This window comes from Caulifigura coniformis, from assembly GCF_007745175.1.
Taxonomy (GTDB): domain Bacteria; phylum Planctomycetota; class Planctomycetia; order Planctomycetales; family Planctomycetaceae; genus Caulifigura; species Caulifigura coniformis.
Window position 1 is genome coordinate 1 of the sequence record NZ_CP036271.1, and the last position, 12621, is coordinate 12621.

14 protein-coding genes and 1 tRNA gene are annotated in these 12621 nt (G+C 63.2%); 11 read left to right on the forward strand and 4 right to left on the reverse strand.

Features of this window, described 5'->3' with window-relative positions; genetic code table 11:
- The 11 genes from Pan44_RS00005 to Pan44_RS00055 all read left to right on the forward strand — a co-directional run bounded on the left by Pan44_RS00005 (position 1) and on the right by Pan44_RS00055 (position 10240).
- Positions 1 to 1032, forward strand: a complete 1032-nt coding sequence (locus Pan44_RS00005) for a DnaA/Hda family protein (protein ID WP_145034864.1) — start codon at positions 1 to 3, stop codon at positions 1030 to 1032.
- A gap of 410 nt (positions 1033 to 1442) precedes the next feature.
- Complete coding sequence (gene dnaN, locus Pan44_RS00010; RefSeq protein ID WP_145025875.1) at positions 1443 to 2552, forward strand: DNA polymerase III subunit beta; 1110 nt, start codon at positions 1443 to 1445, stop codon at positions 2550 to 2552.
- 163 nt (positions 2553 to 2715) lie between these two features.
- Positions 2716 to 2988, forward strand: a complete 273-nt coding sequence (locus tag Pan44_RS00015) for a DciA family protein (RefSeq protein ID WP_197453711.1) — start codon at positions 2716 to 2718, stop codon at positions 2986 to 2988.
- Between the two features lie 248 nt (positions 2989 to 3236).
- Positions 3237 to 3683 (forward strand): Hsp20/alpha crystallin family protein, encoded by a 447-nt coding sequence (locus Pan44_RS00020; RefSeq protein WP_145025882.1) that lies wholly within the window; start codon positions 3237 to 3239, stop codon positions 3681 to 3683.
- The gene (locus Pan44_RS00025; RefSeq protein WP_145025886.1) at positions 3680 to 4075 is read left to right on the forward strand and encodes an Hsp20/alpha crystallin family protein; all 396 of its coding nucleotides are present in this window, start codon (positions 3680 to 3682) and stop codon (positions 4073 to 4075) included. The genes Pan44_RS00020 and Pan44_RS00025 overlap by 4 nt, the downstream gene beginning before the upstream one ends.
- Before the next feature lie 65 nt (positions 4076 to 4140).
- Positions 4141 to 4701 (forward strand): cysteine hydrolase family protein, encoded by a 561-nt coding sequence (locus Pan44_RS00030; RefSeq protein WP_145025889.1) that lies wholly within the window; start codon positions 4141 to 4143, stop codon positions 4699 to 4701.
- A 117-nt stretch (positions 4702 to 4818) separates the two neighbouring features.
- Positions 4819 to 6300, forward strand: a complete 1482-nt coding sequence (locus Pan44_RS00035; RefSeq protein WP_145025893.1) for an AlkA N-terminal domain-containing protein — start codon at positions 4819 to 4821, stop codon at positions 6298 to 6300.
- Positions 6301 to 6303: 3 nt separating this feature from the next.
- Positions 6304 to 6831, forward strand: a complete 528-nt coding sequence (locus tag Pan44_RS00040) for a methylated-DNA--[protein]-cysteine S-methyltransferase (RefSeq protein WP_145025896.1) — start codon at positions 6304 to 6306, stop codon at positions 6829 to 6831.
- A 143-nt stretch (positions 6832 to 6974) separates the two neighbouring features.
- A complete protein-coding gene (locus tag Pan44_RS00045) occupies positions 6975 to 7433 on the forward strand; it encodes a carboxypeptidase regulatory-like domain-containing protein (RefSeq protein WP_145025899.1) in 459 nt (152 codons plus the stop codon).
- 191 nt (positions 7434 to 7624) lie between these two features.
- On the forward strand, positions 7625 to 8629 hold the full coding sequence (locus tag Pan44_RS00050; RefSeq protein ID WP_145034865.1) for a DUF1559 domain-containing protein: 1005 nt from the start codon (positions 7625 to 7627) through the stop codon (positions 8627 to 8629).
- Positions 8630 to 8650: 21 nt separating this feature from the next.
- Positions 8651 to 10240 carry a sulfatase family protein gene (locus Pan44_RS00055; RefSeq protein ID WP_145025902.1) on the forward strand — a complete coding sequence of 530 codons (1590 nt, stop codon included), beginning with the start codon at positions 8651 to 8653 and terminating at the stop codon, positions 10238 to 10240.
- Between the two features lie 48 nt (positions 10241 to 10288).
- Here Pan44_RS00055 and Pan44_RS00060 read toward each other — a convergent pair whose 3' ends face one another.
- The 4 genes from Pan44_RS00060 to Pan44_RS00075 form a co-directional block, all read right to left on the reverse strand.
- Complete coding sequence (locus Pan44_RS00060; protein WP_145025905.1) at positions 10289 to 11158, reverse strand: alpha/beta fold hydrolase; 870 nt, start codon at positions 11156 to 11158, stop codon at positions 10289 to 10291.
- 335 nt (positions 11159 to 11493) lie between these two features.
- Positions 11494 to 11568, reverse strand: a tRNA-Pro gene (locus Pan44_RS00065).
- Positions 11569 to 11705: 137 nt separating this feature from the next.
- Positions 11706 to 12104 carry a DUF1398 domain-containing protein gene (locus Pan44_RS00070; protein ID WP_145025908.1) on the reverse strand — a complete coding sequence of 133 codons (399 nt, stop codon included), beginning with the start codon at positions 12102 to 12104 and terminating at the stop codon, positions 11706 to 11708.
- Positions 12105 to 12138: 34 nt separating this feature from the next.
- Entirely contained in the window at positions 12139 to 12609 is a 471-nt protein-coding gene (locus tag Pan44_RS00075) for a MarR family winged helix-turn-helix transcriptional regulator (protein ID WP_145025912.1), read from the reverse strand.
- Positions 12610 to 12621 lie beyond the last annotated feature (12 nt).

The following is a 12621-nucleotide window of genomic DNA, read 5'->3' on the forward strand; positions in this document are numbered from 1 at the left end:
ATGCGATCCGCGGCTCGTGACGACCATTCCTTTCTCGTACTCCGCGAGAATCGCCTGGCGTTTGCTGCTGTGACGAGGCAGTTGGCGGCGTCGAAATCGAAGGATGCGCCTCCGCCGGTCACGATTTACGGGCCCTCGGGCACGGGAAAAAGCCACCTGGTGCGGCACGCGATCCGGAGTTTTCGGGCGAGCTTTCCGGGGGAAAAGGTCGTGCTGCTGACGGCCGCCCAGTTCGGAGATGAGTTCGCCGAGGCTTCCGAGTCGAAGACGCTTGCGGCGTTTGTGCGCAAATACCGTGTGGCCACGGGGTTATTCGTCTGTGAAGACCTCCAGGCGCTGGATGGCCGGGAGGAGACGCAAACCCAGTTCGTGTCGTTGTGGAACGACCTGGCGGCGCGGCACACGCGGATGTTGTTCACGATCGACCGCTCGCCGGGGGAGTTCCGGAACGCGTCGCCCCGCCTGATCAACCGGATCCAGGGGGGCGTGTGCATGGGGACGTCCCGATATGGATCGGAAAGCCGCGAAAAACTGACGACGCATTTTGCGCAGCATCTCCAGCTGCCAGTCACCGCCGCGCAGGCCCGCCGGATCGCGGAATCCGCTCCGCGCAACGGCCATGAGCTGCAGGGATTGCTGTCGTCACTGCGGCTGAGGCTGAAGGCCCGGCCGGCGGACGGATTTGCGGCCGCGATCGATGGCCTCCTGGGGGCTGAGCCGGTCGAACGCAACGTGTCGCTGAACGAGATCGCCAGGGCGGTGGCGGCGGTGTTCGGGGCGAAGGTGAATGAGCTGCGGTCGGATGCGCGCGATCGCCGGCTGGCCGTTCCCCGGCAGGTGGCGATGCATGTGATGCGGGAAATCGGCGGCGCTCAGCTGGGCGAGATCGGGTCCTATTTCGGCGGGCGGACGCATTCGACAGTGCTGCACAGCTGTCGGCGGATCGCGGTTCAGATCACCGAGGATGAAGCGCTGCGGCTGCAGTTCGACCAGGTCTGTCGGCGTCTGAGGCGAAAGGGGACCGCGGCGTGAGAAGTCTGGCCGGTCCAGTTCGACTCGAAAATGGCGAACGTCGACGAGGGGTATGCCGCGTCGAAATCGTGTGGAGAGACCGTGGAAACAACGACACAAAAACCGGGGTTATCCACACGGCGGATTCCGGTGTGGGCGGCGCGTCCGTCTGTCATCAGCGTGCGAGCGCTCCGCTGACAGCGAATCCACAAGATGTCGAAACGGCGCGCGGGGTCGTTCATTGAAGCAAGTCCCGGCCAGTCGTAGACTTTCGCCGCGGGCGAGTCGGTTTTCCACACGTATCACCCTCCCCTGTTACTACTGCTGCTGTTTCAAGAAATACAGAAGAGAGAACAGGGAACCGTTCACACCCTTGTGGACAAACTTTGCGAATCCGCCGCTGGCGGACGCCACCAGATCCGGAAGTCTCCATGAAGCTGCATTGTTCCCGAAGCATCCTTGCCACCGCCTTTCAGACCGTGGGCGGCGTTGTCCCGACCCGCACGCCGAAGGACATCCTTCGCAACGTGAAGCTGGTTGTGGGTGATGGCCAGGGGACGCTCGTCGGCACGGATCAGGAAGTCGGCATCCGTTACCTGATCCCCGGAGTGCAGACCGACTCGGCTGGCGAAGTGCTCCTTCCGACGCAGCGGGTGTCGGCAATTCTCCGCGAGGTCCAGGACGACGACGTGCAGATCGAAGTCGGAACGGACGCCCTGTGGATCCGCTCGGGTCGCAGTGAGTTCAAGCTGTCGATCATTGATCCGGCCGAATTTCCGGACGTGGCGGAATTCAACGACGTGAACTTCATTGCCGTGCCGGGGAAACTTCTGAAGACGGCGATCCAGCGGACGGTGTTTGCCGCGGACGTGGAAAGCACTCGCTACGCCCTGGGGGGCGTGTTGATGGACGTGAAGGGGAGCGACCTCACGCTGGCGGCGACCGACAGCCGACGACTGGCGGTGTCGAAAGCTCCGGTCACGGTGCATGGCGAACCGGTGGCGGATGCGACGGCGCCGATCATTCCTTCGAAGGCGATGTCGCTGATCGAGCGGAACATCGCCGATCCGGACGCCGACGTGCAAATCGCTGTTCACAAGAACGACGTGCTCGTGAAATGCGGATCGACGACGATCTACAGCCGGCTGGTCGAAGGGCGGTTTCCCAAGTACCAGGACGTGGTCCCGAAATCGAGCAAGGTGCGGATCGAGCTCGTGGCCGGTCCGTTCCTGTCGGCCGTTCGCCAGGCGATGATCGTGACGAACGAGGAGAGCCGCGGCGTCGACTTCACGTTCACGGGCGACACGCTGACGCTGGCGAGCGTCGGCGCTGATGTGGGGACCTCCCGGATCGAGCTGCCGGTGAGCTATGGCGGCGACGAGATCACCGTGACGTTCGATCCGAAGTTCGTGGTCGACTTCCTGCGCGTGTTCGACTCGGCGACGGCCGTCTCGCTGAACCTCAACGACGCGAACAGCGCGGCCCTCTTCACGGCCGAAGAGAACCACCAGTACGTCGTGATGCCGCTGGCCCGGGAATAGCAGCGGAGCCGGGGCATCCCCTGGCTTCTTCGTGAGTCGGTTGCCCGCCAAGCTCCGGAGCTTTTGGAACCTTATGCGCGACGAACGGAATCGACGCCCGGGACCGGGTTCATCCTCGAGCCAGTCGCGACAGCCTGCTGGTCCGGAGGCCATCGGTGGGATCGTGGGTCGGTTGATCCAGATGCGGGGCTACGGGCGTCCGCAAGGGGACGCCGAACTGCGTGACCTCTGGTCGTCGATCGCCGGCGAGCAGATTGCGGCGGGGACACGCGTGATGGGGCTCAAGAACGGCGTCCTGACGGTCGGTGTGAACTCGTCGCCCCTTCTGAGCGAGCTGTCGTCGTTCCACCATGAACGGCTGCTGGAGGCCCTGCAGGCTAAGCACGGGAAGCGGATCAGGGATCTGAAGTTCAAGCGGACGACCACCCGCGGGTGATGGGCCGGCGGCACTGTCGAGGGGGCGAACGGCAGAGGATTCATGGGTGAGTTCTGCCAATCTGGCAAAGTGCTGGAACCGTCCGACTCCGGGCTCTATCGCGTTGTTCTTGTATAAGTTGTGATTCAGAAACGATTTGGGAGACTGCCACTTTCCGAGGACGCAGGCCAGGGCGTGTTCCGTCCGCCGGTACATGCTTTGCGAATAAGGTGATCGACACTTCTCGTCCCGTTTGCAGAGAGCCCGAGATGGCTGTTTTTCGCTGGGGTTCACCGCTGGAAGCATTTCGCGACATGGAGCGCGAAATGGATCGCGTTCTGCGCACGGTGAACCAGGCGTTCGAGGGGCTCAGGGTCGGTCGGCCTTATCCCCCGGTGAACGTGTACGAGCTGCCGTCGGAATACCTGCTGACGGCGGAACTCCCTGGCGTGCGGACCGAAGACCTGGAACTCAGCGTGGTCAACGGTCAGCTCGTGTTGCGCGGGCAGCGCGTCGAGCCAAACGATCCGCCTCCGGAACGCTATCGCCGGAACGAACGGCCTCATGGCCAGTGGGAGCGGTCGATTCCGCTTCCTGAGCGTGTGCAGGAAGAGCAGATGTCGGCGGAGTTCATCAACGGAGTGCTGACGGTTCATCTGCCGAAGACTCCTTCCGCACAGCCGCGACAAATCCCCATCAGCGAGACGAATTCATGAGCCGCGAGAACGACGCCCAGGTGCCGGCCGTGACGGAGATGCCTCCTCCTCCGCCGGAGCGGTTCGTCTGCACGCCGCCGATCGACATTTTCGACAACGGCGAGGGGCTGGTGCTGCGGGCCGATCTCCCGGGCGTCTCCGGCGAGACCCTCGAGCTGCAGGTGCAGGACAACAAGCTGACGCTGTTCGGCCGGGTTGCCCAGCAGGCCCCCGACGAGGCCCGCCTGATCCACCAGGAGTATCGCGTCGGCGACTACCTGAGGTCGTTCATCCTGAGCGAGGATGTTGCCCACGACCGGATTTCCGCGAAGCTCCTGAATGGCGTCCTGGAGGTCACTCTTCCGCGGGCTCCGCAGACTGAGCCGCGGCGCATCCAGGTGAAGACACAGTAGACGCTTCTCGTTCGGCGGAGATGAGCCGGACCTCCGGCGTGACTTTCGTTGTGAGCAGGTGATCGATGTCCAAGCGTGCGCTCGTCCTGATCGACATCCAGAACGACTACTTTCCCGGAGGCCGGTGGCCTTTGAGCGGGATTGAGTCGGCGGCCGGGAACGCCGCGCGGGTACTGGAGGCGGCGCGCCGATCGGGGGACCTGGTCGTCCATGTACGTCACGAGTTTCCTTCAGAGGAAGCGCCGTTCTTCACGCCCGGATCGGATGGAGCGAAGATCCATTCGAAGGTGAGCCAGCAGAAGAATGAGCCGGTCGTGCTGAAGCATCATGTGAATTCGTTCCGGGAGACCGACCTGAAGGCGATTCTCGATCAGCATGGGATCGAAGAACTGGTGATCTGCGGAGCGATGAGCCACATGTGCGTTGACGCCGGTGTGCGTGCGGCGAGCGACCTGGGATATCGCTCGATTGTCGTTCACGATGCGTGTGCGACGCGGGATCAGGAGTTCGGCGGGACGGTCGTGCCGGCGGCCGATGTTCATGCGGCGTTCATGGCCGCGCTGCAGTTTGGCTATGCGAAGGTGGTGTCCACCGAGGAATGGCTGGCCGGGTCTTCGGCTGGCTGATTGGGTCGTCCGGTCGTTCAGTTCGCCAGGGATCGCGAAAAGCGAGGCGGCGAACGATTCCGGGTTCGGTGTCCGAAAACGGCCAGTCAGGGTTCCAGCGACCGCTAAAGTTGCGGCATGGCTCTTGATGACGACGTCTGTTACCGCGCCTTGACGGCCCGGGATGCCCGCTTTGACGGCGTGTTCTTTGTCGGAGTGAAGTCGACGGGAATCTACTGCCGGCCGATCTGCACGGCGAAGACACCAGGCCGCCGCCGTTGTGCGTTTTTCGAAAGTGCGGCCCGCGCCGAACGTGACGGGTTTCGTCCGTGCCTGAAGTGCCGGCCGGAACTGGCGCCGGGTCATGCCCCGGTGGATCAGTCGCGATCGATTGCCCGGGCGGCGGCGTCTCGAATCCAGGCAGGCGCCCTGTCGGAGGGGAACGATCTGGAAGACCTGGCCGCGAGCCTGGGACTGAGTTCGCGGCAGCTTCGTCGAACAATCCGGAGGGAGCTGGGAGTCTCGCCGGTGGAGCTGGCCCAGACGAATCGGCTTCTCCTGGCAAAACGACTGATCACCGAGACGCGGCTGCCGATGACGCAGGTCGCCTTCGCGGCCGGATTCGAGAGCATCCGGCGTTTCAACGCGCTGTTTCAATCGCATTATCGACTGACGCCGGGGGAGATGCGTCGGGCAGCGCCGGAATCGGCCATCGACGACTCCATTCGACTGGTGCTTGCGTACCGGCCTCCGTTCGACTGGGAGTCGCTGATCGAGTTCCTCCAGGCACGGGCCATTCCGGGCGTGGAGAGCATCGAGGCGGGCCGCTATGTGCGAACTGTCGGCCTGGGCGTGCATCGTGGCTGGCTGTCGGTGTCTCCGAAGGCCGGTCGTCATCAACTGACGGTCGAACTTGCCGGTCAGCTGACGCCGGTGCTGCCGTCGATCCTTGCCCGATTGCGAGCTCTGTTCGACCTGGATGCCCGGCCCGACCTGATTGCGGCGCACCTGGCGAGTGATGCGCGTCTGGCTCCGCTGTTCGAACGGAGTCCGGGATTGCGCGTGCCGGGGGCGTTCGAGGGATTCGAGTTGGGAGTGCGAGCGATCCTGGGGCAGCAGGTGACGGTCCGTGGAGCGTCCACGCTGGCAGGCAGGCTCGCGGATCAATTGGGAGAACCGATTGCGACGCCGTTCGTGGCGCTGACGCGTGTGATGCCGACGGCCGCGGCCGTCGCCGGCAGTTCGATCTCGAGGCTCATGGGCCTGGGATTGCCGAGTGCCCGTGCGGAAAGCCTGCAGAGTTTCGCATCCCATGTGGAGCGTGGCGACATCGATCTGGAATCGGCAGCGGCTCCCGATTCGATTGTGGCAGCACTGAAAGAGTTGCCGGGAATCGGCGACTGGACGGCCGAGTACATCGCGATGCGGGCCCTGCATTGGCCCGACGCCTTTCCATCCGGGGACCTCGGATTGCTGAAGGCGAGTGGCGCGACATCAGCAAAGGGGCTGGCTGCAGAAGCGGAGTCGTGGCGGCCGTGGCGGGCGTACGCCGCGATGCATCTGTGGAAGAATCTTTCCGGTCTCGAACGAATCCCGAAAGCGCAAAAGAAAGAACGGTGATCCATGTTGGCAACGAAGTGTCACACGCAAATCGATTCGCCGGTGGGTGTGGTCGTGCTCGAGCGAGACGGGGACTTCCTGACGGGCGTGTACCTGCCGAATCACAAGGGCTGGTCGGGGCCGGCGGGGGAATGTCGTCGCGAGGACGCGCTGCTGACGGCAGCGAGTCGGCAGGTGGAGGAGTACTTTGCGGGTGAACGGACCGCGTTCGATGTTCCTGTGAGGCTCACGGGGACTCCATTCCAAGAGCGTGTATGGCAGGAGCTGACGCGAATTCCGTATGGCGTCACGATCAGTTACGGGGAGCTGGCGCGTCGCGTTGGCCAGCCCACTGCGTCGCGGGCCGTGGGAGCGGCGAATGGCCGCAACCCGATTTCAATCCTGGTTCCGTGCCACCGGGTTGTCGGATCGAAAGGCGAGCTGACGGGCTATGGAGGCGGGATGGAGGCGAAGCGGTGGCTGCTGGAGTGGGAAGCGATGCGGAGGCGGGAGACGGCAGGCGAAAGTCTACTGGTGGGGCTGCCGGGTTGAGAGCCGGAGGCTGGGCGAGTGGCGATCACTCTTGCCTGACTATTGGGGTTACGATGTAATTCAATCGTAAGCGACCAGAGGATATTTCAGCTGCACAGAGCGGATGCTGCATTGGAGCATTCGCAATCGAGCGGGGGGATTCCATGTCGGTCCGATGGGGGAAGCAGCTGATTGCTGCTGCGGGTCTGGTTGTCGCCGCGCTTCTCTCAGGCTGCGGCCCCGCGGAGGGGCTGGCCAGTGTCGTGGGCAGGGTGACGCTCGATGGCGAGCCTCTTCCGAACGCTTATGTGCAGTTCATCTGTTCGGGTGAAAACGCAGGGACGTCATCGGGTCGGACCGACTCGAGCGGCGATTACTACCTGATGTTCTCCCGGTCGAAGAAGGGAGCGCGGATCGGGCCAAGCAAGGTCGTGATCACGACGTTCGACCTGGATGGAACGCAGGGAGGCGTGAAACGAATCCCGGAGAAAGTACCGGCGAAATACAACGTCAAAACCGAGCTGACGGCAGAGGTGAAGCCGGGCGACAACACGTTCGATTTCGAGCTGAAATCCGACGTGGGCCCGCTTCCCAAGGCCCGACCCCAGCGAGAAGACCTGTAGTGGTTTGCGGATGCTGACAGGCGGCGTGGTGCGACGCGCTGCGCCCATCGCGACCGACGCCGGGGACATGATTCCCATTCCCCCGGCAGAACCGGTGGCCGCCTCACTTCCCGTTGATGCTGCGTTCACTTTCAGGCCGTCTACATCGGGCGGGCTGACAACTGACTTCCGGCTCAAGATGGAGAAGCGTCATGCGTGCGACTCGAGCGCGGGGATTTACGCTGATTGAGCTGCTGGTGGTGATTGCGATTATCGCCATCCTGATTGCGCTGCTGCTGCCGGCCGTGCAGCAGGCGCGGGAGGCGGCCCGGCGCACCCAGTGCAAGAACAACCTGAAGCAGATCTCACTGGCCCTGCATAACTACCATGATACTTACAACACATTTCCGCCGGGCCAGGTGTATTGCAAGGGGAGCGGAGTGGCGTGCAACGGCAGCCGTCCGACATGGTCGTATGGCTGGACGTGGACGACGTTCCTGCTGCCTTATATCGATCAGGCGCCGCTGTTCAACCGGTTCAATACGTCCTTGAACCTGTATGACCCGATCAATGTCGACCTGATCAAGACTCCCAATCCGGCCTATCAATGCGCGTCGGACGCCTCGCGCCGGCCGACAGTGTCGCCCTCTGGAACGACCGATCCGCGGGTGCTGGCGACGTCGAACTACTGCGCCAACGGCGGGTCGTTCGCGAACAGCTTCAACAGCCCGAATGACGTCAGCGTGAACACGGCGGTCGGCTTTTCAAGCTGGGTGAACGGCGTGCTGGGTCGCGACTCGAAGATTAATCTCCGCGACATCACCGACGGCACTTCCAATACTTTGGCGGTCGGGGAAGTGACGCATTACAACTTCACCTGGGATCCGACCTTGTATGGCCACTGGGATGTTCCGTCGGGAACGGCCTGCTGCTCGCTGATCGCCATGCGTCATGGAAACCAGAAGCTGAATCCCCCGCCGACGGCCTCTCAGGTCGTGCGTCGGGAAGGCTTCCACAGCTTCCATGAAGGAGGCGCGCAGTTCGCGATCTGCGACGGGAGCGTGCGCTTCATCAGCGAGAACATCCAGGACACGAACCGTCAGCGGGATGCAACGACTCAGGCGGACCAGTTCGACACGGCGAACGGCGGGGCGAACTACGGCCTGTACCAGCGGCTGTTCTCGCGGGCCGATGGCATGGTCATCGGCGAGTTCTGAACTTTTCTGAAAGCGGCTCCGATGAACAACGTGGCGTTCTCACACGGGCGGCGGCTGTTGGCGCTGCAGGTGGTCGTGCTCATCGCAGTCGTGCTTCTTCCGGCGGGGCCGCGGGCTGCGCGCGGAGCGGAACGGCCGAACATTGTCGTCATCCTGGCGGACGATCTCGGCTACGGGGACGTGCAGTGCAACAACCCAGATCGGGGGAAGATCGCGACGGTACAGATCGATCGATTGGCCGCGTCCGGAATGCGGTTCACCGACGCCCATTCCAGTTCGGGGGTCTGTTCGCCGTCGCGCTATGCGCTGCTGACGGGTCGTTATCACTGGCGGACGCGCTTGCAGCGGGGAATCGTCGGGCTATGGGAGCGGCCGCTGATTGCTCCGGACCGGCTGACGATCGCCGGCATGCTCAAGAAGGAGGGGTACCAGACGGCGTGCATCGGGAAGTGGCACCTGGGGTGGGATTGGCCGATCGAGTCGGAGAAGCTGCCGCTGTTCAAGGGGGTCAAGGATCGCGACGAACGGGCGACGGAGGCGCAGCAGGCTGCCTGGAAGGAGACGTTCTCGAAGGAGCTGGGCGGGGGGCCGACGACGCGCGGTTTCGAGAGCTATTTCGGCACCGACGTGCCCAACTGGCCTCCGTACTGCTTCATTGAGAACACGCGGACTCTCGGAATCCCGACCGAGTTTCTTCCCTCGCGGCTGTTCGTGGCCAACCAGGCGAGTATGCAGGGGCCGGCGCTCGCGGACTGGACGCTGGAGCCGATCCTTCCGGCACTTCAGGACAGGGCCGTGAAGTTCATCGCCGCGGCGTCGCGCGAGAAGCGGCCGTTTTTCCTATACATGCCGCTGACGTCTCCCCACACGCCGCTGGCGGTCAACGAGAAATGGCGGGGGTCCAGCGGGCTCAACGACTATGCGGACTTCGTGCTGGAAACGGATGCGGTGGTGGGGGCCGTGGTCGATGCGATCGATGCGGCGGGCCAGCGCGACAACACGCTTATCGTGTTCACCAGCGACAACGGGTGCGCCCCGTATATCGGTGCAGCCGAGCTCGAGAAGCGTGGCCACTTTCCGAGCGGCCCGCTCCGGGGCTACAAGTCGGACGCTTGGGAAGGGGGGCATCGCGTCCCGTTCATCGTGCGTTGGCCGGGCGTGGCGCCGGCGGGCGAGGTGTGCCACCAGCTGGTGCATCACACCGACGTGATGGCGACGATCGCGGAGGCTCTTTCGCTTTCGTTGCCGCCAACGGCCGGCGAGGACAGTTTCAGCCTGGTGCCGTTGCTGCGGGGCTCGGACGTGCCGGTCCGGAATTCCGCAGTCAGCCATTCTTCGCAGGGTCTGGCAGCGATTCGACAGGGGGACTGGAAGCTGATCTGCGGGAAGGGATCGGGAGGGTGGGGCAAGGGGAAAGATGACCAGCTGGCCCAGCTCTACAACCTGCGAGACGACATCGGGGAGAGCCGGAATCTCTATTCCGAGCGGCCTGAGATCGTGGCGTCGCTGATGAGTCTGATGGCCGATACGGTCAACAACGGCCGGAGCACGCCGGGGCCGGTCCAGCCCAACGACGTGAACGTCAACTGGCGGCAGTTCCTGGAGAAATGATTGCGGTGCGGCGATCGGTCGACTGGAACAGGTTGTCAGGCCGCAACGTCATCTTTGCAGGGTTCCTTCGACCCGCCTGATCAAGGCGCTCATCAGAACCGCGCATTCCGCCGAATGTGTTTCAAGCAGTTTGTGGCCGGCGTCGAGAATGTGTGCCTCCATTCGCGGTAGTGCTTTCATCCAGGAAAGCACCTCGTCGATCTCGAAAAAGATGTCGTGGCGCGCCCAGAGCAACAGGGCTGGCGGTTGCCATTGCTTCAGGTAATCGGCGATTTCAGCGAATCGCGCGACATGGTTGCGATAATCCAGCACGAGCGCGCGTTCTTTCTCGCATCGCCCTGGAAGCGACATGATCCGCCAATCCTCCTCCCACTGCCGGGGATCCATCCGCGCGACGATGTCTGCGGGCACTCCTGCGACGTAGACTTTGCGAGTCCCTTCAAAGTTGAGATGCGTGATGGCCTCCGCTTCATGCTCCGGCGTCGGCTCGTCCCAGAAGGACCGGGTCGTCGCCCACGCCGGCCCGAGACCGCTTTCGTGGGCATTGCCATTCTGGATGATCAACCCGCGGATCCGCTGCGGAGCGCGTGTCGCGAGATAGAACCCCACTGCCGCGCCGAAATCGTGGAGGTAGAGGTAGAACGAATCGACTTCGAGCCGCGCGAGAAGCGCCTCGATGACATCCGCGTAGCGGGCGAACGAGGGTCGGTCGATGGGCTCGGACTGCCCGTACCCCGGCAAATCGGGGGCAATCACGAAGCAATCCCGCGCGAGAGGATCGATCACGCTCCGAAACGATCGGCAAGAGCTGGGGGACCCGTGGAGCAGGAGCAGTGCTGGCTTCTCCCTCTCTCCCGCCAGGCGAACCGCCAGTCTGGCGCCCTCAATCTCAATTCCCATCAACTCCGGTTCGCTCATCACCACTCACCGTTCATTGATCGCGACGTCTCTGCTGACGGCGCCACGTCCCTTCGTGCGATTCATCTACTGTCTGACGTCGTCGTTCCTTCGCGGTTGGGGCTCACTGCCTGGGGGGGTCGCCTGCATGCTTGAGAACGCTGCGTGACCGATGAACCAAAATGGTTCATTCCGTCGTTTTCGCAAGGGCCGTTGCTCACCCTGAACGAGAAATGTCATCACACCGAGGACTCGAGAACCGTTTGGTTGAATTCGAATCTCGAAGGCGTAAGTCATTGTCCTGAAATGAGAAAGCCCTTCGACGTTCTCGCGGAAGGGCTTGTTTCTGAAAAGAGTCGGGGCGACAGGATTCGAACCTGCGACTTCCAGCTCCCAAAGCTGGCGCTCTAGCCAAGCTGAGCTACGCCCCGTGTCGTTCCGATCACCCGACACCGTGGTCGCGCTCCCGGTTCGCAAAGTGTAGAGCAGGCGAGATTTGCTTGCGAGGGCGATCCTGGCCGGTCGATCCCACGGTGGGAGAGACCGATCCAGTTCACCGGAACACGGCTCATGACGCAGCTGGCATCAGTTCCTGGTGGACCTCTCCGTTGCGGCCGAAGTAGAGCACGCGGCGGCCAGTGATCTGGGCAAAATAGCCGACGCAACCGGCCTGCATGGTTTCTCGGAGAAAGTCGGCGTAGGTGTGTTCCTGACGCTGGCTCCGCCGGACCGATTTCTCGACCTCAATGGCGGAGAATGTTTGGCCGATCGGCAGCGGCGGGTGGGGCTGGCTGATGACGACAGATTGGCCGTCCGGCAGGTAGTAGGTGGTTTCCTGACGACTGTAGTCGGTGTGGTAGCGTTCGACCCCCAGGGCTGCGAGTCGGGCGACGAGGTCGGGGAAGCCGCCTGCGGAGGAAAGGATCTCTTGCAGGCGCTGCCGGAGAGAGCTGGATGCATCATTCATGGCGTGGCCTTGTCGCTATTCGATGAGTGAATCTTCAATCCACGGGTGAGTTCTGCCATCCGTGGAAGCGAGCGATCTGCCTGAGTTGGGCGACGAGCTTCCTGCGATCGGCCGCGCTGAGCTGGCCGAAGAATTCGTGATCATTCCGGTCGGCCAGGCGCGCCAGGACGGGGACGAGTTTTCGACCGTCGGCGGTCAGGCCGACGGTCTGGAATCGCCGGTCGTCGCGGGAGGCGAGGCGTTCGACGAGTTGTTTCCTGACGAGGCGTTCGACGAGTTTGGAGACGGCTCCGCGGGTCATTCCCATCCGTTCGGCGAGCTGGCTGGGGTTCACCGGTTCGGAGCCGTGCAGCAGTCTGAGCACGACCCATTCGGCGACGGTGACGCCGGAGTCTTCCACCTTGCGCTGGAACGCATGGGAGACGTGGTTCGAGACGGTGCGCAGCCAGTATCCGACGTGGCTGTCGAGTTCGCTGACGCTGGAGTGTCCGGCCACGATTCGCATGTCCCTCTCTAA